Annotated in this window: 15 protein-coding genes, 1 tRNA gene and 4 pseudogenes; 10 read left to right on the top strand and 10 right to left on the bottom strand. The window is 67.9% G+C overall.

Going from position 1 to position 18,847, the window contains the following annotated elements:
• Positions 1-65: 65 nt before the first annotated feature.
• The 3 genes and pseudogenes from ACGFSA_RS16085 to ACGFSA_RS16075 all read left to right on the top strand — a co-directional run.
• Positions 66-506 (top strand): LPXTG cell wall anchor domain-containing protein, encoded by a 441-nt coding sequence (locus ACGFSA_RS16085; RefSeq protein WP_393304558.1) that lies wholly within the window; start codon positions 66-68, stop codon positions 504-506.
• A 78-nt stretch (positions 507-584) separates the two neighbouring features.
• Positions 585-1,196 (top strand): class F sortase, encoded by a 612-nt coding sequence (locus tag ACGFSA_RS16080; protein WP_393304556.1) that lies wholly within the window; start codon positions 585-587, stop codon positions 1,194-1,196.
• A gap of 323 nt (positions 1,197-1,519) precedes the next feature.
• Positions 1,520-2,023 (top strand): annotated as a pseudogene (locus ACGFSA_RS16075) (sphingomyelin phosphodiesterase); the annotation flags it as partial.
• 139 nt (positions 2,024-2,162) lie between these two features.
• Here the strand turns inward: ACGFSA_RS16075 and ACGFSA_RS16070 are convergent.
• A complete protein-coding gene (locus ACGFSA_RS16070; protein WP_393304554.1) occupies positions 2,163-2,990 on the bottom strand; it encodes an SAM-dependent methyltransferase in 828 nt (275 codons plus the stop codon).
• 322 nt (positions 2,991-3,312) lie between these two features.
• Between ACGFSA_RS16070 and ACGFSA_RS16065 the strand changes: the two are divergent.
• The 3 genes and pseudogenes from ACGFSA_RS16065 to ACGFSA_RS16055 all read left to right on the top strand — a co-directional run.
• Positions 3,313-3,450: pseudogene (locus ACGFSA_RS16065) on the top strand (polyisoprenoid-binding protein); the annotation flags it as partial.
• A gap of 9 nt (positions 3,451-3,459) precedes the next feature.
• Positions 3,460-3,568, top strand: a pseudogene (locus ACGFSA_RS16060) (DNA helicase); the annotation flags it as partial.
• A 156-nt stretch (positions 3,569-3,724) separates the two neighbouring features.
• Positions 3,725-4,963 carry an IS701 family transposase gene (locus ACGFSA_RS16055; RefSeq protein WP_393304757.1) on the top strand — a complete coding sequence of 413 codons (1,239 nt, stop codon included), beginning with the start codon at positions 3,725-3,727 and terminating at the stop codon, positions 4,961-4,963.
• 83 nt (positions 4,964-5,046) lie between these two features.
• Here the strand turns inward: ACGFSA_RS16055 and ACGFSA_RS16050 are convergent, their stop codons facing one another.
• The 7 genes from ACGFSA_RS16050 to ACGFSA_RS16020 form a co-directional block, all read right to left on the bottom strand.
• Positions 5,047-5,808, bottom strand: coding sequence for an inositol monophosphatase family protein (locus ACGFSA_RS16050; RefSeq protein ID WP_393304552.1), 762 nt, complete (start codon positions 5,806-5,808; stop codon positions 5,047-5,049).
• Positions 5,805-6,431, bottom strand: a complete 627-nt coding sequence (locus tag ACGFSA_RS16045) for a 2'-5' RNA ligase family protein (RefSeq protein ID WP_393304550.1) — start codon at positions 6,429-6,431, stop codon at positions 5,805-5,807. Before ACGFSA_RS16045 ends, ACGFSA_RS16050 begins: the two co-directional genes overlap by 4 nt.
• On the bottom strand, positions 6,428-7,285 hold the full coding sequence (locus ACGFSA_RS16040; RefSeq protein ID WP_393304548.1) for a carbohydrate kinase family protein: 858 nt from the start codon (positions 7,283-7,285) through the stop codon (positions 6,428-6,430). Before ACGFSA_RS16040 ends, ACGFSA_RS16045 begins: the two co-directional genes overlap by 4 nt.
• Positions 7,282-8,547 carry a DUF4145 domain-containing protein gene (locus ACGFSA_RS16035; RefSeq protein ID WP_393304546.1) on the bottom strand — a complete coding sequence of 422 codons (1,266 nt, stop codon included), beginning with the start codon at positions 8,545-8,547 and terminating at the stop codon, positions 7,282-7,284. Before ACGFSA_RS16035 ends, ACGFSA_RS16040 begins: the two co-directional genes overlap by 4 nt.
• Positions 8,548-8,618: 71 nt before the next feature.
• On the bottom strand, positions 8,619-9,887 hold the full coding sequence (locus tag ACGFSA_RS16030) for a hypothetical protein (protein WP_393304544.1): 1,269 nt from the start codon (positions 9,885-9,887) through the stop codon (positions 8,619-8,621).
• A gap of 217 nt (positions 9,888-10,104) precedes the next feature.
• A complete protein-coding gene (locus ACGFSA_RS16025; RefSeq protein WP_393304542.1) occupies positions 10,105-10,650 on the bottom strand; it encodes a hypothetical protein in 546 nt (181 codons plus the stop codon).
• Entirely contained in the window at positions 10,647-11,813 is a 1,167-nt protein-coding gene (locus tag ACGFSA_RS16020) for a helix-turn-helix domain-containing protein (RefSeq protein ID WP_393304540.1), read from the bottom strand. The genes ACGFSA_RS16025 and ACGFSA_RS16020 overlap by 4 nt, the downstream gene beginning before the upstream one ends.
• 347 nt (positions 11,814-12,160) lie before the next feature.
• On the opposite strand from ACGFSA_RS16020, the gene ACGFSA_RS16015 reads away from it, so the two are divergent.
• The 4 genes from ACGFSA_RS16015 (at position 12,161) to ACGFSA_RS16000 (ending at position 17,889) form a co-directional block, all read left to right on the top strand.
• Positions 12,161-13,621, top strand: a complete 1,461-nt coding sequence (locus ACGFSA_RS16015) for an amino acid permease (RefSeq protein WP_393304538.1) — start codon at positions 12,161-12,163, stop codon at positions 13,619-13,621.
• Between the two features lie 155 nt (positions 13,622-13,776).
• Positions 13,777-13,899 carry a hypothetical protein gene (locus ACGFSA_RS16010; protein ID WP_393304536.1) on the top strand — a complete coding sequence of 41 codons (123 nt, stop codon included), beginning with the start codon at positions 13,777-13,779 and terminating at the stop codon, positions 13,897-13,899.
• 623 nt (positions 13,900-14,522) lie between these two features.
• On the top strand, positions 14,523-16,157 hold the full coding sequence (gene abc-f / locus ACGFSA_RS16005; RefSeq protein ID WP_393304534.1) for a ribosomal protection-like ABC-F family protein: 1,635 nt from the start codon (positions 14,523-14,525) through the stop codon (positions 16,155-16,157).
• A 79-nt stretch (positions 16,158-16,236) separates the two neighbouring features.
• Complete coding sequence (locus tag ACGFSA_RS16000; RefSeq protein ID WP_393304532.1) at positions 16,237-17,889, top strand: ABC-F family ATP-binding cassette domain-containing protein; 1,653 nt, start codon at positions 16,237-16,239, stop codon at positions 17,887-17,889.
• A 382-nt stretch (positions 17,890-18,271) separates the two neighbouring features.
• Here ACGFSA_RS16000 and ACGFSA_RS15995 read toward each other — a convergent pair.
• Both ACGFSA_RS15995 and ACGFSA_RS15990 read right to left on the bottom strand, forming a co-directional pair.
• Positions 18,272-18,356: transfer RNA gene (locus ACGFSA_RS15995), tRNA-Leu, on the bottom strand.
• Positions 18,357-18,482: 126 nt separating this feature from the next.
• Positions 18,483-18,847: pseudogene (locus ACGFSA_RS15990) on the bottom strand (IS701 family transposase); the annotation flags it as partial.

Genomic DNA, 18,847 nt, shown 5'->3' with positions numbered 1-18,847 from the left:
GCCCGGCGCCTGGTGCGAATCGGCATCCAGGCACCACCAAAGCCGGGCTGGAACTGGAGCCATGTATGTCCCACCGTCCCCGTCCGACCCTGCGCACCGCCGTCCTCATCGCCGTCGCGGCGGGCGCAGTACTCCTCCCCTCCGCCACGGCCCTCGCATCGGTCCCTTCCAACGCAACACCCAGCCCTTCGGTGACGTCCACCGTGCGGACCCCGGCGCCCGCTCTGGAAGCCGGGTCGAGCAGGCCCGCGCGTGGCGAGGGACCGTCGGTGGCGCCCCGCGGCGGCGTGGCCGCGGGCGACAAGCCCAGCGCGGCCCCGGCCGTGCGCTTGAAGGGTAGCTCCGCCGAGCCGCGTGGCGGCGTGGCCGCCGGCGAGCGTCCGATCGGCACGACGAGCAACACCACTGCCACCGTCGCGGGTTCGGTCGCCGCCGCGGCGCTGCTCGGAGGCGCGGGCACTCTGGTGCTGCGCCGCCGCCGCACGACCGCACACGGCAACGGCTGACCCTCGCAGTGGCGCCGCCCTTCGTGGGCGGCGCCACTGTCCGTCTCCGCCTCTCCTGTCGCCTGCTCTGGAGCCCGTATGTCCCCTGCGCACCACACACCCCGGCGATCCGCCGCGCTGACGACTCTCGCCTGTCTCACCCTCGCTCTCGCCACCGGCTGCACATCCCACGCCGCGGAGCCACCACCCCCCGCCCGCTCCCCCATGCACTCCCCCACTGCCCCCGCCTCCCCCGGGGCGGAACAGCCCGCGGCTCCCGCTCAGGTGGCCATCCCCTCGATCGGAGTGACCAGTTCCCTGATGCCACTCGGTCTCAACGCGGACGGCACCGTCGAGGTCCCACCGGCGGAGAAGGGCATGACAGCAGGCTGGTACAAGGGAAGTGCGATCCCGGGCGAGCGCGGAGCAGCCGTCCTCATCGGGCACAACGACACCCGGTTCGGCAGGGCCGTCTTCCACGACCTGAAGAAGATCGGCAAAGGCGCGGACATAGTCGTGCGCAACGAGCAAGGCCAGGCAGCCCACTTCACCGTTACCGGCACGGAGTCCGTGAGCAAGAAGGCGTTCCCCACGAAGAGGGTGTACGGCAGGACCGACGACCGCGCCCTCCGTCTGATCACCTGCGACGGCGCATTCGACGCCGAGGGCCACCCGGTGGACAACCTCATCGTCTACGCCACCGCCCGCTGACGACTTCCGCATGGCGTCACTTCTTCGGGGTGAGCGCTTGAAGCTGCGGCCGGCCCTGACAGATCGGATTGTCGAAGCCCGTCGCACCAGCGGTGAGAGTCCCGTCCTTCGACCTCAGGCTTTCTGCCGTGCCCGGGTGAGCAGCCCGGCACGGTGGAGGACGCCCAGGTGCTGGCTCGCCGCTCCAGAGCTGAGGGCCAGCCGGTGGGCAAGGTCTCAGCCGGACCATGAGCCGCACGCATGCATCCGCGCCGACCACGGGTTCGTTCGTTGGTACGCCCACGGAAAGAGTCCCGGCATCCGGCGTCTATCCACGGGTAACTTTCGTCTACGCCGAACTGAACGTCAACGGCGCCAAGGTCCATGCGGTGGGGACCCATGCCCAGTCGACCGACCCGGGATACAAGGCGGGCGAGGCGGCGCAGATGCGCAGCCTGCAGTTCAAGCAGATCGACGCCTTCCTCGACGCCAAGAACATCCCCGCGTCCGAACAGGTCATCGTGGCAGGCGACATGAACGTCGACTCCCGTTCCCCCGAGTACGCGTCGATGCTCGCCGACGCCGGACTGACCGGAGCCGACGCCCGGACCGGGCACCCGTATTCCTTCGACACCCAGGACAACTCGATCGGCGCCTACCGCTACCCCAACGACCCGCGCGAGGACCTCGACTACGTCCTTCACCGCACCGGGCACACGAAGCCGACGAGCTGGACGAACGAGGTGGTCAAGGAGCAGAGCACGCCCTGGACCGTCTCCAGCTGGGGCACGGACTACACGTACACGAACCTCTCCGACCACTACCCGGTGATCGCTTCCGCCCGATAGCGGATCCGAGCCCCGCACGCTCGTCACCCCAGTCGCCCCCTCGAACACCGCAGGTAGACAATCGGATATGACGAGGCGGAGTGCCGCAAGCCCGGCACTCCGCCTCGTCGATGGAACGGTCAGCCCGCGCTCTCCGGCCTCACTCCTTGAAGCCGATCCCTCCGAAGGCATCCACGTCAGCGGGTACGTTCGCGCTGTCGGCGTCGGGGTGCCACTCGCTGAGTCGCACAAAGCCGGGCTCGACAAATCGCAGGCCGTCGAAGAGGGTCGCGATCTCGCTGGGTTCGCGGACGTAGTACGGCACGGCGCCGCTCTCGATGTACGCCTTCTCGGCGGCGATCATTCCCTCGCTGGTGCGAGTGCCGTCGTACACGACGAGGTGGCTGCCCGTCGGAAGACCGGTCATGAGCCGGCTCACCACGTCCCGGGCCTGGCCGAAGTCACCGGCGTGCCCGAGTATGCCGAGGAGCATCAGCGCCACGGGCCGGTCGAAGTCGAGCGTCTTCGCAGCCTCGGCGAGGATGATCTCCGGCTGGTAGAGGTCGGCGTCGATGTAGTCCGTGAATCCCTCGGGAGTGCTCGTGAGCAGGGCACGCGCATGCGCCAAAACCAGCGGATCGTTGTCGACATAGACGATGCGCGACTCAGGGGCGATGCCCTGGGCCACCTGGTGCGTGTTGTCCGCGGTCGGCAGTCCGGTGCCGATGTCGAGGAACTGTCGGATGCCCCGCTCCTCCACCAGATGACTCACCGAACGGCGCAGGAACTGCCGTCCCGCTACGGCGACATCGACCAGGCCGGGAAAGAAGGCCTTGATCTGGTCGCCGACCTCACGATCGACCTCGTAGTTGTCCTTACCGCCCACGAAGTAGTTCCAGAACCGGGCGGAGTGAGGCCTCGTGGTATCGATCCGGTCCGACAGCGGCCTCTCGGCCGGGCTGACAGACGACTGCTGTTGCTTGCTCATGGAGGTCTCCAGGCGCGACGGTGAGTCAGTAATTGCCCCAACCTACCTGCATCTCACCAGAGTTACGTAGGAGCTCCACAACTACCGGACGGGGGGCTTGTGAGGCACCGAGGCGTTCACCAGCACACGGACCTGAACGGTGAACGGCGGTGATTTCTCAGCGTCGAGGGCGTTCACGCGAAGCAGCAGGCGGAATCCGCTGCCTGAACCCCCACTCCGCGATACGCAGTCGCCCCAAGCATGCGACCGGAGGTCCGCAACCAGCCGTTCAACGAGGCCAAGGATGCCGCGAAGGTCCGAGCTGCCGATGTCGTCAAATGACGAGGACACCACCACCATCAACCGTTCCGACTGGGGCCTGACCTACAGCGCCAGGCTGGCCGAGTGCGGGGCCATGGTAAGTGAGATGCTCCGCCTTCTGTTCGACATCGCAGCCATCCGTTCCACCACCTCCAACTAACCCGTCGGAGACATCGACCGCATCCAGCACTGCGCGGATCTTCTCGCGGAGCGCTGCCTGCTGTTCGTCGCGCGCTCGCGACGAGCTGTACGTGTCGTGGTCGGGCCGGCCGAGCTAGTACTCCAGCCGTAGATCGTGATCTTGCTGGTGGGGGGTCGCTGTGGGAACGCGAACGGCCACCGCTGATCATCGGTGTGTGAAGACAGAAGATCATGCGGTGGCCGCAGTGCACAGCGTAGACCCTGCCCGTTGGCAGGAGGCGTTCGAGGGTCTGATGGGCCGGATCGCGGGACGGTTCGCGAGGGTCGAGCCGAGGCGTCGGGTAAGGCAGTTGGTGCTCGGGCTGCTGTCGGACCTGCCGCGCAAGAACTGCTGGACGATCGCCGAGTGGGCGGGAGAGGCGACTCCGGACGGCATGCAGCACCTGCTGGGCCGGGCCAAGTGGGATGCCGATCTGGTACGTGACGAGGTGCGCGACTACGTAGTGGAGCATCTGCGCGACGACCGGGCGGTGTTGGTGGTCGATGAGACCGGGGACGTGAAGAAGGGCGTGCACACGGTCGGAGTCCAGCGCCAGTACACCGGCACCGCGGGCCGGATCGAGAACTCGCAGGTCGCCGTCTACCTCGTCTACGCGGGTCGCCACGGCCACGCCGCGGTGGACCGGGAGTTGTACGTCCCGCGCTCGTGGACCTCCGACCCCGACCGCTGCCGGGCCGCCGGACTCGGCGACCAGAACCCGTTCGCCACCAAGCCGGAGCTCGCGGCCCGCATGATCGACCGGTTCCTGGACGCCGGCCACCGCGCCCCGTGGGTCGCCGGCGACGAGGTCTACGGCGGCAACCCCAAGCTGCGGGCCGCACTGGAGGAACGCGGCTGCGGCTACGTGCTTGCCGTCGCCCGCACCCACGAAGTCCCCACCCGTGCCGGGAAGTTCCGAGCCGGTGCCCTGGCCGGGAAGCTGCCGAAGCACGCCTGGCAGAAGCTGTCCGCCGGGGCCGGCGCGAAGGGACACCGCTTCTACGACTGGGCCGTCATCGACCTCGCCCACCCCGGCCCCGGAGTCCACCATCTGCTGATCCGCCGCAACCGCAGTACCGGCGAACTCGCCTTCTACCGCTGCCACTCACCCCGCCCGGTACCGCTGACCGAGCTGGTGGGAGTCGCGGGATCAAGGTGGCGGGTGGAGGAGTTCTTCCAGTCCGGCAAGGGCCTGGCCGGACTCGACGAGCACCAGGTCCGCCGCTTCGCGTCCTGGTCCCGCTGGGTCACCCTCGCCATGCTCGCCCACGCCTTCCTCGCCGCCGTCCGAGCCGACGAGCACGCCCGGCAACCCACGCCGGCCGACCTGCTACCGCTCACCTGCAACGAGATCCAGCGCCTGCTCACCATGCTCGTCGTGCGGCCCGTCCGCGATGCCGCCCACCAACTCGGCTGGTCCGACTGGCGACGCCGCCACCAAGCCCGCGCCCAGGCCAGCCACTACCGACGGCAAGCCGCGAGCCAGGCATGAAGATCACGATCTACGGCTGGAGTACTAGTTCCTGCTGGAGGCCGGTGGGTGACGCCGCGCGTCACTGCTCGCGGCACCCGGAGTCAGAGCTGCGCCTCCCAACGATCCATCAACTCTCCCGCCAGGGCTTCACGGCCCGCCGCCAGAACCGGTGAGTCGAAGGTGAACGTCCGGCCGCCCGGTCCGAGGACCGCCATGCCTCGTTCTCGTACCAGCGCAGTCCCCGCCGCGACATCCCATGGCTTCGGACCGATGCAGATGCAGGCGTCGAGCCATCCTTCGGCCACCCCCACCAGGTCCATGGACATGGCCCCCTGCATCCTGATCCGATACGCCTCTCCGTACAGGCGCCCGATAAAGGCCTTGTGCCGGGGGTTCCCAGAGCCGGCACCGGTGATGCCGATCACCGCCCGGGACACCTCCCGGGCGCCGGACGGTTCCGTTGCCGGGCCGGTCGTGCGTCGCGTGATCCAGCGGCGGCCGAGGGCCGGTGCGTCGATCACGCCCAGGGATGGCCGTCGGTCCTTCACGAAGGCCAGCGAGAGCGCGTAACCAGGCGCCCCCCGGGTGAAGTTCATCGTTCCGTCGATCGGGTCCAGCAGCCAGCACGTGGGCGGCAGCGGACCGCCGGTGGTGGACTCCTCGCCGATGATCGGAACCTCGGGCGTACGTCGGCGCAGGACGCGTGACACCCGGCGTTCGACTTCGATGTCGGCGTCCGTGACCTCCTCGCCCGACGGTTTAAGTCTCCGCTCCCGCCACTCCGCACCCGCCAGGGCAAGCCACTCCACCCCCGCGTCCATCGCCTCCTCAGCGGCGGACCGCAGCTCCGAGTCCTCTGTCACGCCGGGTCCAGTGCCCTTTCCACCAGCTTCTCCGCGTGGGCCCCGTGTTCCCCCATCACATAGAAGGTAAGGCGGTCGAAGGTCCACTCCTTCTGCACAGAGGTGCGCTCGGGGGCGGATCCAACCAGCTTCAGAGCGATGTCTTCCTCGGCACGGCCGAGCGTGATGTGGGGCGCATACGCGTCCCCGGTGTACCGGTACCCGTACTCGGCGAAGCTGGCCCGCTCGTCAGGAGAGAACCGCGAGGTGTCCTTGGACGTGTCGAACGCGGCGCGATCCAGGTGGGGCGCGAGCACCGACAGAACGGCTGCTTGCAGTTCGCTCAGAAGCCGTGGCCTCTCCAGCGAGAGGAACACCCAACCGGTGGGCTGGTAGACGATGCCTGTGGAGGCGAGCCGGATCTCCTCCGGAAGGCTCATCGAGTCCGCGATGGCCGCCAGCTCCCGCTCCGGGGTCAGGGAGTCCAGGAATGGTCCCTGGAATACGGTGACGTGAGGGAGATTGCCGTCGGGGCTCAGAGGGGGTTGCAGTCGATGCTCTTCCCCCACGTCCGTCTGCAACTGGATCGCGGAACGGGTGTGTTCCGCGGACGGCAGCAAGGCAACACCCAGCCATCGGGTCACGGTTGAGCTCCTGTCTTCGTAATCACGTGCAGCGCGGCGTCGAGTCCTCTGCGCATGCATTCCGCCGGTGACTCCCCGTAGAGCCAGCCGGCGATCACTCCGGCGTTGAAGGCGTCACCGCCTCCGGTCCGATCCACCGGCTCTACAGGGATCGTCGGCTCCTGGACGACTCGGCCGCAGGGGGACACCCAGAGTGCACCATCGGACCCCAAGGTCAGGATGACATCCCCGGAGAGCAGCTTCGCGTACCGCTGTGCTGTGCCTGCCGTGTCGCCCGGTGACGCCTCGGGCAGGCGGCTTGCCTCGTCCGAGTTCATAAGGTTCAGCGATGCGCCCCGGGCAAGTGGGCTCATGTCCCTGCCGTTCCATTCGACAGAGACCGAACGGTCGGTCCGGTGAGCGAGCTCCGCCAGGCGCCCGAGCGAGGGTGTGGGGTCGCCGACCAGATGTACGTGATCCACTCGGCGGATGTCCTCCTCCGTGACGGCGTTGAAGGCCAGGTCACGGTCTGCTCCCGCGAAGGTCATCATGCGTTTTCCGGTGGTGGAGGAAAGAACGATCGCCATGCTCGTCCGCGTGGTTGTGTCGACGCGCATCAGCGACGTGTCCACCCCGCCCGCCCGCAGGCCGTCGAGGCAGACAGTGCCCAGGGTGTCATCGCCGACGACAGACACCAGCTCGGCCGTACATCCCTGCTTCACCAGTCCCAGAGCGGTGTTGGCCGCGGATCCTCCGGGAAAGGCCGCGTAGTCGTTGCCGCGGAGCTTCTCATGCTCCTCCGGGAGTCTCGTCGCCTGGACGATGATGTCGAAGTTGGTACCACCGGCTATGAGGACACGCTTCCCGGCGATCACGGCTGCCCCAGGCGATAGCTCTCGAACAGGACATGCCGCACCAGCCGTTCCCTGCTGTGAGGGCTGCTCTGCTGCGGAAACGTTGCGTGGGCGACCAGGTCGTGGACCAGCTCCTCGAACCTGTCGTCGTCGGAGCCGATGTCGTGGAATCCACGCATGAGTTCCCGGTGGAACTCCCCCGGCTGCATCCTCAGTTCGTTGAGCCAGGACCGGTTGGCCATGAGAACGTTGGCCGCCGCAGAGCGAAGTCCCGCCTGTGCGCTGTTCGGAAGCATGTCGGAGTTGAGCAGCTCGAAGTAGTCGTCGTCATCACGCGCGTGCATCCGGAGATTCTGTCCGCCGACCGCCAGGACGTCCCTGTTCAGATGGAAAAGTTCCAGACCGAGATGGTGCGGAACATCGAGGATACTCACGCCGCGCTCTGCCAGACCCGCTTCGTCGGTCGAGAACGCCGCCAGAATGTTGGCGAACATGTCGCTGTGTTTCGGCACTGCGATCTGAGCTCCCGCCGGATCTGCGAGAAATTCCTCTGCCGTCATCGCTCCCCAGCGGCCGCCGCGGGCTGCCAGAAGATAGAAATTGCGGCCGCCCATCGAGTATCCCACTCGCCCGACGGGCACGACCTGGGACCGGATTTCCTCTTCCGCGTCGAGCATTCGGAGCAGGCGTTGCTCGTTGTAGATCGCGAGATCCAGGGTCCGCTGGGCCACGTCCCTGACCAGGTGGTCGGACCAGGGCAGCTGGACGGCAACTACTCTGTGATTCCGCTTGGCCAGCACGTCCTCGAACCCGCACCCGAGGAGGAGCGCCTTCACCACGATGAGGGTGGAGTCGGCAAGGCGGGTCGCCCCTCTGGCACGCCCTGCAGCCGCCAGCGCCTGCCGTGCCTCGTTCTCGGCAAGAGAGGTACTCGTCTCGCCGTACCAGACAGCTAATTGCGTCAGCGCGTTGAGACACGGCTGCACGTCCTCGGCGGAGATCTCCTCGCCCGAACCGTCCAGGGCATGGCTGCCGAAGTTGCCGTAGTTCTGAATGGTCCGAATGGCGAGGACGACCTTGGGCGGGACCAGCCCTCTGGTGGTGAGCACCGTGAGTAGGGATTCCAGTGTCGGTTTGGAACCGACAGCTTCCTGCATGGCGATATCCAAGAGGATCGACTCCGCCGCCCTTCTCGCTGTGCTGAGGAAGACCTCGGGATCCGACTCGGCGTATCTCAAAGCCTTCTTGTAAAGCCGGAGCGACTCGCCCTCGTTAACCGTCACGTCGTCCGTGTCCTCTGCGGAAGTTTTGGCCCGACACTACCAAGTGGGTTTTTGGGGAAGCCAGTTCACATTCAGCCATCGCCTCGGGAACTGCCACGGAGGGATCCCAGCACGAGACGCCCATAGCGGGTGCCCAGGGCGGCCGCCGTCGATGCGAGGGCGATACCCAGCCCGATCAGGAGATGGACGAGGTCGTCGTCACCGAGCACCTGGAGGATGCTCAGGGCGGTTCCGAGCGGCAGCCCGAGGATGGTGAGAACACCGAGGGCTCCGGCGATCTGTTGACCGTCCTGGGTCTGGACGAGGCGAGAGTAGTCGGCCGCCTCGGCGAGGATCTCCGCGAAGCGGGCGGGTAGACGATGCTGCCCCTGATAGGCCAGGAGCAGTTCATTGGCCGGGCCGTGGGCGGTCAGATGCTGCCGCCAGTAGGTACTGCGGAATCCTGCGATGTCCTGTTCGAGTGCCGTGACTCGGCGGGCAAGCCCTGGGCCGTCGAATACGTCGGCGAGACCGTCGGTCAACTCGTCGATGTGGTCGCGCTGGATCGTGCCGAGAAGAAGCGCGTCGAGGTAGACCGTACGGAAATGCAGGTCCGCGAAGTCGTAGAAGTCGCCGTCCCCCTGGTCGGGGCGGTGACCGAGGAAGGCCGCCCCGTGCCGCAGCACAAGGGCGCTCCAGTCGGCGGAAATGCGCGCAATGTGCTCGGTCTGGTCCCGCAACTGCTCGGGGGTCGTCGGAAAGTCGGTCTCGTTGGAGCGGGAGGCCAGGGACCAGAGCCAGCTGTCGGCGGAGTCGGGAAGCCGGCCGTCGCTCCGCAGAGCGGGGGTGTGTGTGGCGTCCGGGGTGAGGAAGGCGACGGTATAGGGGCGGGCGAGAGCGAACGGGGCTTCGACACCTCGGGGTTCCGCGACTCCGGCCAGGAGTGTGCCGGGCGCCAGTGGCCCGTCCAGTGGATCGTCTCCGGCTGTGTGCCGATGGCCGATGGCACGCAGGACGTCCAGGAGGACTGGTCCTTCGACGGTGAAATGCAGGACCGCCAGGGCGTGTTGCTGCTCCTGGGTCTTGACCGTGCGCAGGAGTTCCATGCCGTGCAGGTGCAGGGACCGATGCGTGATGTCCGTGAACCGGTGCCAGCGACGGGGTCGTTCGCGGGTTCCGTAGAGCGCGCGTGCGGCGGCGGGGGTGTAGTAGGTCTGCCTGGTTTCGGCGTCGGTTCTTCGGCTGCCGAGCTCGAAGGGTATGGGGCCTTCGGCCCAGGGAGGAGAGGAAGGCAGCCGGACGGGGAGGACTACGGTGACCGTCTGCCGGACACCGGTGATGGAATCGATGTCGGTCGTCACTGGCCTTGTCCCCGTCCTCGCACATCCGCCACTGTCATGCCTGCGCCTGCCCGACGGATCGGATGAACGCCGTACGGCGCTCACCAGTAGCCGCCATTGGGATACTGACTGCCTGGCAAGGCTACCCAGTTGGGGATCACTGAGCACATGTACCCCGCCCGCCGAAGCGGTAGGAGTTGCCCGCCGGCCCGGCCGACAGCGGAACGCGCCGGAGGCTTCAAGGCGACAAATCCTCCGGACTCTGTGGGACACCCCGCAGGTTGCGGCCGGCCGTTTCCATCGCGATCAGGAGTCGATAGCCGTCGCCGGCCACGATCAGGCCGCCGACGACGGCCTCCCGCATGAGGTCGACCGTGTTCTTGACGCGGATGCCTTTGCGGCGGGCGTAGCGGCCCGCTTCGCCGTCGTCCGTGATCCATACGGAGTCTGCTAACTCTCCGCGGTGCCCGATGATGACCAGCGTCTCCGCCTCGCCCAGGTGTTGCAGCGGCCGGGACGGTGAGCCGCCGAACACCACGCGGCGCATGCGGTCCACGAGTGCGGTTTCGGCCGGGTCGTCGATCTCGATGGGATCGCCGAGCCACCCGTCCTCGGTGACCCGGCGCAGCCGCGGCCAGTACCGGGTCGACTGCTGGGCCTCCGCCGCAACCGCCTGCGTCCAGCGGCCGCGGCCGTCCAGGATCTTTTCCAGCAGGCTCAGACGGTCGACCGCCGCGAAGTTGCACAGCACCGTGTTGTCGGGGAACCAACAGTGGCGTGTCATGGCTGGAAGACCAGGTCCCCTTCGTCCACGTCGGCTGTGGACGGTGTGAAGTCCTCCGGCTCGGGTTCGAGCGTCGCGCGGATCTCGTCGACGTCCAGGCCGGTGTAGGCGGCCAGCGGGCGCAGGGTCGTCTCTCCGGCGAGGTAGGCCTCGTAGAGCGACCGGATGGGGCGGAAAGGCAGCCGTGCGGCTTCCGCCCAGGCAGTGCGGGCTGCGAACGCGTCGCTCTGTTCGGTCAGCAAGTGGCAGGCGTCCGTGGTGAGTTCACGCAGTCTGCCTCTCGTCTCCGCGTCGATGAAGCCCAGCTGGGAAAGCCGGGCGGCGAGTGCGCTCGGCGACACCTTGAAGCGCACGACGAGCGATCTGAGCTCTTCGTCCGTGAGGTCACGCCCTTTCGCGGCAGCGTTCAGCTCGTCCTGGGGCATCAGTAGGTTGGCGGCGAATACATTGGCGCGGATCTCTGTCAGGTCCTTCTGCCGCCCGGGCGCGAGATGAGTCTCCGTGCGGAGGTCCTGGGCGTCCCGGGCCAGGATGTGCCCGAGTTCATGGGCGAGCGTGAAGCGCTGGCGCGTCGGCACGTTCGTCCGGCCGATCATGATGAGCCGGAATCCGTCCGCCTGCCAGGCCGCACCGTCGACACCGTTGGGCAAGCCGATCTTCGCCACGTCCACGCCGAAGGCACGCTCCATGACGTGGACCAGCTCGGACGTCTCCAGATCGCTGACCGCCGGTGTCCCGGCGGCGGCCAGGGCGTCCTCGGCCAGAGCCACACCCTGGTCGACGTGGCGCTCCACCTCGCTCCGGACGGACGGCAGCTCCGGCAGCTCCGGTGACCGGCCGAGAAATTCCAGTACCTCGTGGGCCGTCGTGAACCTTTCGACCAGGTCCCTGAGCCTGTCGCGTCCCTGGCCATCGGCTTCCGGGGCGCTTGCGCGGGCCGCGAAGGCAGGACGGAGCGGCTCGCGGCCGGTCAGGAGCCAGTCGACGGTGGTGTCGCCGAACTCGGCGATCCGGGCGAGGTCAAGAGACGTGAATCGTCGGACGCCACTGAGAGACTTCGACAGTTTGTCGGGGGTCACTCCTATGATCTCGGCGAACGCTGCCTGGTGGACCGAGGCCGCGTCCATGACTTTTCGTACACGTTCGCTCACAGTCTCGCCCATACGGCCAGCGTACGAGGGGGTTGCGAAAATCGCAACGCTCACTGCTTGCGCCACGGTTCCGGCGCCGGCGATATCGCAGTGTCCGAACCGGATGTGCGAACACCATCGCCTCCCCGAAGGTCTTCACCATCGCCCGCGGCACATCGGGACGCGCGGAGGCGTACACACCCCCCTCGCTTCCCGCCCCGTAACCTCTGACGCACCTCAGATGTGTTCCTGAGTGACGTGGAGCACTGTGAAAACCACAGGATTCCGCGATGATGGCCGTCGAGCCATGCCACGGTGACGACCCCCTGGCCCCCACGGCCAGGACCGCCCACCTCCCCCCACAAAGGCGAATCCCCTCCATGAGTGACCGCTCCACTGCGGCCGAAACGGTCGCCGCCGTCCCACCGGCGACAAGCTCCCCCCACCGGGACGCCGGTGATACCGGTTACAGCAAGGGCCTCAAGTCCCGTCACATCAACATGATCGCCATCGGCGGCGCGATCGGCACCGGCCTGTTCCTGGGCGCGGGCGGGCGACTGGCCGGTGCGGGTCCCTCGCTCGCCCTCGCCTATGCGGTCTGTGGTGTCTTCGCCTTCTTCGTCGTCCGCGCGCTCGGCGAGCTGGTCCTCTACCGGCCCTCCTCCGGTGCCTTCGTCTCGTACGCCCGTGAGTTCATGGGCGAGAAGGGCGCCTTCGCCGCTGGCTGGCTGTACTTCCTGAACTGGTCGACCACCGCCGTCGCCGACATCACCGCGGCCGCCACCTACGCCCACTTCTGGGCGATGTTCAGCGACATCCCGCAGTGGATCCTCGCGCTGATCGCCCTCGCCGTCGTGCTCACCGCGAACCTGATCTCGGTGAAGTACTTCGGTGAGATGGAGTTCTGGTTCGCGATCATCAAGGTCTCCGCTCTGGTCGCGTTCATGCTCATCGGGATCTTCCTGGTGGTCACGCAGCACCCGGTGGACGGTCACACGCCCGGCTTCTCCACGATCAGCGACAGTGGTGGCATCTTCCCCGTCGGCATGCTCCCGATGCTGATGGTGATCCAGGGTGTCGTGTTCGCGTACGCCTCCGTCGAACTGTGCGGCGTCGCCGCCGGTGAGACGGAGAACCCCGAGAAGATCATGCCCAAGGCGATCAACTCGATCATGTGGCGCGTCGGCCTCTTCTACGTCGGCTCGGTGGTGCTGCTGGCTCTCCTGCTGCCGTACACCTCGTACTCGGGGGACCAGAGCCCGTTCGTCACGGTCATGGAAAAGCTGGGCATCCCGGGCGCGGCCGGTGTGATGAACCTCGTCGTGCTGACCGCGGCGCTCTCCAGTCTGAACTCCGGTCTGTACTCCACCGGCCGCATCCTGCGCTCCATGGCGCTGGCGGGCTCCGCGCCCAGGTTCACCGGCCGGATGAACAAGGGGCAGGTGCCCTACGGTGGCATCCTGCTGACCGCCGGTTTCGGTGTTCTGGGGGTCGTGCTCAACTACGTCATGCCGGGCCAGGCGTTCGAGATCGTCCTCAACTTCGCGTCGATCGGCATCCTCGGCACCTGGGGCATGATCATGCTCTGTTCGCTGCTGTTCTGGCATCGCTCGCGGGACGGCCGGGTCACCCGCCCCTCGTACCGGCTGCCCTGGGCCCCGTACACGCAGATCGTCACGCTGTTCTTCCTCGCCGGTGTCGTCTTCCTGATGTGGTGGGGCGGCGGAGTGGGCCGTACGACCGTGCTGTGTCTGCCGCTGATCGCGGCGGCGCTGGTCGGTGGCTGGTTCGTGGTCCGTGGACGGGTGAATGACCTTGCGCGGGCGCGCCAGGACGCCTGACGTTTCCAGGCAGCGGCGACGGCCCGTGCGGGTTCAATTCCGCGCGGGCCGTTCGCGTGGATGGGGAATGCCGATCTCGTCGACTGGTACTCGCTCACGCTCCGGGAGCCCACCGAACACTGTCAGCGTGGTGGGACGGCGTCGCTTCACAGGCCGTGCTGGTCGAGGAGTTCGACGCCGTCTTGCCGGACGCGGGGATCGAGGTTGTGCTCAGCGGCGTGCGGATGCGGCAGATGAACTCGATCACGGAACGGGTGGGTGCAGACCTGCCGGTGTGAGCGGCTGGACCGCGCCTTGATCTGGATCCAGCCGCACCTGCTGCACGCACTACGGGAGTTCGACGACTTCTACCACACCCACCGGTCCCACCAGGGCATCGCCAACGCCCGTCCGCTGCACCCGCTGCCGGTGCCGATCACCGATCCGCAGCAGATCACCCACCTCAACATACGAAGACGCGAACGAGTCGGCGGCATCCTCCACGAGTACCAACATGCAGCCCGAACTGGACGGATGAGGTTTTCGGCACGTGTGAACTCTGCCGAGCCTTGCGCAGCATCGTCACCGGTCCAACTGGTGGCGATGCTTCATGGAGGCCTCGGAGCTGTGAACAACAAGCTGTTGACAGCACGACGACGTACACACGTATAAGACCGGCCGGCCACACCACGACCGAGCAGGAAGACGACGACTGCTAGGCTGTGAATGACGTAGAACGTGTATCGAGGAGTCACAGACGTGGTGGGTGAAGACGACATCTCCGGGTGAGATCCGGATCTGACGGCCACCGGCCGGCGCTCAGGAGCGCTGCCGAGGTGGTCCGTCTTGTCGTACCCCTTTTCCCACGTCTGCCCAGGGCAGAAGTCTGATCTCTGCCCTCAAGCCGTTCGAGGTCACCTCCATGTCCGACGCCGCCATCGTCTGCTCGAACCTCTCCTTCGCCTGGCCCGACGACACCCCGGTCTTCCACGACCTGTCCTTCACCGTGAACAGCGGCCGCACCGGCCTGGTCGCCCCCAACGGCTCCGGCAAGAGCACCCTGCTCAAGCTGATCGCCGGCGAACTGAAGCCCGCCACCGGCTCGGTGTCCGTCGGCGGCACGCTGGGTTACCTCCCGCAGAGCCTGCCCCTGACCGGCAGCCTCACGGTCTCCGAGGTACTCGGCATCGCCCCGATCATCCAGGCCATCGACGCCGTGGAATCCGGGGACGTCGACGAAAAGTACTTCACCACCATCGGCGACGACTGGGACATCGAGGAGCGCACCCGCGCCCAGCTCGACCGCCTCGGTCTCGCCGACCTCACCCTGGACCGCAGCCTGAGCACGCTCAGCGGCGGCCAGGTCGTCTCCCTCGGCCTCGCCGCCCAGCTGCTCAAGCGCCCCGACGTACTGCTGCTCGACGAGCCCACCAACAACCTCGACGCCGAGGCCCGCCACAAGCTCTACGACGTGCTCTCCGACTTCACCGGCTGCCTGCTGCTCGTCAGCCACGACCGCGCATTGCTCGACCGCATGGAACGCATCGCCGAGCTCGGCCACGACGAACTGCGCCTGTACGGCGGCAACTTCACCGAGTACGAGGAAGCCGTGCGCGCCGAGCAGGAGGTCGCCGAGAAGAACGTCCGCAACGCCGAACAGGAACTGAAGCGCGAGAAGCGGGAGATGCAGCAGGCCCGCGAACGCGCCGAGCGCCGCGCGAGCAACGCCGCCAAGAACCTCAAGAACGCCGGCCTGCCCAAGATCTTCGCCGGCAACATGAAGCGCGGCGCGCAGGAGGCCGCGGGCAAGTCCGGCACGATGCACGCCTCCCGGGTCAGCGAGGCCAAGGCCCGCCTCGACGAGGCCGGACGCGCGCTGCGCGACGAGCGGCGCCTGACCCTGGAGCTGCCCGACACCCAGGTGCCCGCCGGGCGCAATCTCTTCCTCGGCGAGGGGATGCAGGTCCGCCTCGGGGACAAGGAAGTCTTCGCCGCGGGCGGCATCGACCTGACCGTCCGCGGCCCCGAGCGCATTGCGCTGACCGGGCCCAACGGCGCGGGAAAGACCACCCTGATGCGTCTGATCACCGGCGAACTCACCCCGGACGGTGGGGAGATCAAGCGCAACGACGGCCGGATCGCCTACCTCTCGCAGCGCCTGGACCTGCTGGACCTGGACCGCACCGTGGCGGAGAACTTCGCCGCGTTCGCCCCCGAGCGGCCCGAGGCGGAGCGGATGAACCTGCTCGCCCGCTTCCTCTTCCGGGGGGCGCGGGCTCACCTGCCGGTCGGGGTGCTCTCCGGCGGCGAGCGGCTGCGCGCCACCCTGGCCTGTGTGCTGTGCGCCGAGCCGGCGCCGCATCTGCTGCTGCTCGACGAGCCGACCAACAACCTCGACCTGGTCAGCGCTGGCCAGCTGGAGAGCGCGCTCAACTCCTATCAGGGCGCCTTCATGGTGGTCAGCCACGACGAGCGGTTCCTCGCCGAGATCGGCGTGAACCGCTGGCTCCGGCTGGCCGACGGAACGCTCAAGGAAACGGGAGCCCCTGGCATGTGAGCCGTCGGCGTGTGACGTGGCCCGCGTCCGAGGCTCCGTGCCCGGCGGGCCGAACACCGATCACGTTGGACGGTTCCCCATGCCCCAGCCCGCTCTGCTCGCCCACGACCTCGTCCGCAACCTGGGCGGCCGACGCGTCCTCGACGGCATCTCCCTGACCGCCTCCCCCGGCCACCGCATCGGCCTGATCGGGGAGAACGGCGTCGGCAAATCCACCCTGCTGCGCGTGCTCGCCGGCGTGGACGAACCCGACGCGGGAGGCGTCACCCGCCCGGGCGACCTCGGCTTTCTCCACCAGGAGATGCCCTTCGACGCCGACTCGACCATCGCCACGGTGCTGGACGAGGCGCTGCGCGAGGCCCGCGAGGACCTCGCCGAGCTGGACCGGCTCGGCGAGGCGCTCGCCCGCGTCCCGGAGGACGACCCCGGCCACCAGGAGCTCCTCGACGCCTACGGCACGCGGCTGGAGCAGGCCCAGGGCCGGGAGTCCTGGGACGCCGACCGCCGCGCGGCCCTGGTGCTGGACGGCCTGGGCCTCGGCACCTTCGGATACGACCGCACGCTCGGTTCGCTCTCCGGCGGGCAGCGCGGCCGACTGGCCCTGGCCGCGCTGCTCGTCCGGCGGCCGTCGGCGCTGCTGCTGGACGAGCCGACCAACCACCTGGACGACGGCGCCGCCGCCTTCCTGGAGGAGCAGAGCCGCGGCCTGCCCGGAACCGTGATCGTCGCCAGCCACGACCGGGCACTCCTCGACGCCGTCTGCACCGACCTGATCGACCTCGACCCGGCGGTGGACGGCCCGGTCCGCTACGGCGGCAACTACAGCGCCTACCTCTCCGAGAAGCGCGCCGAACGGGAGCGCTGGGCGCGGCTGTACGCCGAGGAACAGGAGGAACTGGCGGAGCTGCGACACGCGGCAGGGGTGACCGCACACCGGGTCGCGCCGGACCGGGGCCGCACCGACAACGAGAAGATGGGCTACGGCCACCGGGCGGGCCGGGTACAGAACCAGATCTCCCGCCGGGTCCGCAACGCCACCCGGCGGCTGGAGGAGCTCGAGCGCTCGCAGGTCGCCGAGCCACCGCGCCCACTGCGGTTCGCGGCCGGGGAACTGGCCACGCGTACCGAGGAGGGCCCGCGGCCCCTGGTGTCGCTGCACGACGTCCGGGTGCCAGGCCGGCTCGCACTGGGCGGTCTGGAGGTGTCGGCGACGGACCGGCTGCTGGTCACGGGCGGCAACGGGGCGGGCAAGTCGACGCTGCTCGCCGTGCTCGCCGGACGTCTCCCGGCCGAGGGCGAGGTGCACCGGCAGCGCAGCCTGACGGTGGGGATGCTCACCCAGGACACCGTGTTCGAGCGGCCCGACCGCACAGTCCGGGACACCTACGAGCTGACGCTGGGCCCGGCACGCGCCGAGAAGGTGCCGCTGGGCTCGCTCGGCCTCCTGCACGAGGCGGACCTGGACAAGCCGGTCGGACAACTGTCCGTGGGTCAGCGCCGGCGCCTGGCGCTGGCACTGCTGGTGGCCCACCCGCCCCAGCTGCTGCTGCTCGACGAGCCCACCAACCACCTCTCCCCCGTCCTGTGCGACGAACTGGAGGCCGCGCTGGGGCAGGGCCCCGGCGCGATTGTCGTGGCGAGCCACGACCGCTGGCTGCGCCGACGGTGGCAGGGCCGCGAACTCCGCCTGGAACCGGGGCGGTTCAATCCGCTCCAACGAGCCCGCCCATGAAGCGATCATCAGCCTGAACCGGTTCGACACCGTCCAAACCCTCCGCAGACAGCGGGCCCGCTACCAGTCCGCCCTCGAAGCCGGAGCCGACCCCCTCGTCGTCACCCAGTGGATCAACGAGGCGCAGTGAGACGAGGGGGCGGCGCGGAAGAGACTCGACGTGCTCCCCGCCGTCACTCGGAAGAAGGAATCCCCACCCGACGCCCAGCAGATCCGAGAGATCACCGAGAGGCTCGGAGACATCGCGCAGCGTATCCATATGCGGACGCCGACAAGAAAGGCCCGCTCTACGAAGCCCTAGGCTTCACAATCAGTTACGAACACGCAACGAGGACCCCGACTGTAAGGTCGAGGCCCTCTTCTGCGTATCGATCATTGGTTGTGTCCGAGGGGGGACTTGAACCCCCACGCCCGATAAAGGGCACTAGCACCTCAAGCTAGCGCGTCTGCCATTCCGCCACCCGGACTAGGTGATCGGCCCCGGTCTCCCGCGGCGACAAAGAAAACAATACCAGGGGTTTGGGGTGCCTCTCACCTGCATATTCGGTGGTCAGTCCCGGCAGCTGTAGTTCTTGATCGTCATGGTGGTGGTGTCATGTGGTCGCGGCGGCGGTGACGTTGTTCCAGCGCCGGTGGCAGGCTTGTGCGATGGCTTGGTGGCGGCGTCGCCAGGCGGACCAGCGCAGGACATGGTCGATGTCGTGGCGGAGCGGGGGCAGGGCGGTTGCCCGCAGGATGATCAGCAGCTCGCGTGCGCTGACCGGGACGAGGCCGACGGCCATGGTGGTGGTCGCGGTGCGGGCGCGGGTGACGGCCAGGACGGCGGTGGCCAGGATACTGATCAGGGTCCAACGCATCCAGGAGTTCCAGCAGGTCGTCTGGCCCTGGTCGAGTCCGGTGACGCCCTTGGCCAGTTGGAAGTCCTCTTCCACCCGCCATCTGGTGCAGATGATGTGTA

It is taken from the genome of Streptomyces sp. NPDC048496 (genome assembly GCF_043200055.1).
Taxonomy (GTDB): Bacteria; Actinomycetota; Actinomycetes; order Streptomycetales; family Streptomycetaceae; genus Streptomyces.
This window is presented reverse-complemented; position numbering and strand designations above follow the sequence as displayed.

Excerpts from the sequence above, each read along its gene's own strand:
- ACGFSA_RS16085 (WP_393304558.1), top strand. The coding sequence starts at position 66 with ATGTCCCACCGTCCCCGTCCGACCCTGCGCACCGCCGTCCTCATCGCC.
- ACGFSA_RS16080 (WP_393304556.1), top strand. The coding sequence starts at position 585 with ATGTCCCCTGCGCACCACACACCCCGGCGATCCGCCGCGCTGACGACT.
- ACGFSA_RS16070 (WP_393304554.1), bottom strand. The coding sequence starts at position 2,990 with ATGAGCAAGCAACAGCAGTCGTCTGTCAGCCCGGCCGAGAGGCCGCTG.
- ACGFSA_RS16055 (WP_393304757.1), top strand. The coding sequence starts at position 3,725 with ATGGGCCGGATCGCGGGACGGTTCGCGAGGGTCGAGCCGAGGCGTCGG.
- ACGFSA_RS16025 (WP_393304542.1), bottom strand. The coding sequence starts at position 10,650 with ATGACACGCCACTGTTGGTTCCCCGACAACACGGTGCTGTGCAACTTC.
- ACGFSA_RS16020 (WP_393304540.1), bottom strand. The coding sequence starts at position 11,813 with ATGGGCGAGACTGTGAGCGAACGTGTACGAAAAGTCATGGACGCGGCC.
- ACGFSA_RS16015 (WP_393304538.1), top strand. The coding sequence starts at position 12,161 with ATGAGTGACCGCTCCACTGCGGCCGAAACGGTCGCCGCCGTCCCACCG.
- abc-f (WP_393304534.1), top strand. The coding sequence starts at position 14,523 with ATGTCCGACGCCGCCATCGTCTGCTCGAACCTCTCCTTCGCCTGGCCC.
- ACGFSA_RS16000 (WP_393304532.1), top strand. The coding sequence starts at position 16,237 with ATGCCCCAGCCCGCTCTGCTCGCCCACGACCTCGTCCGCAACCTGGGC.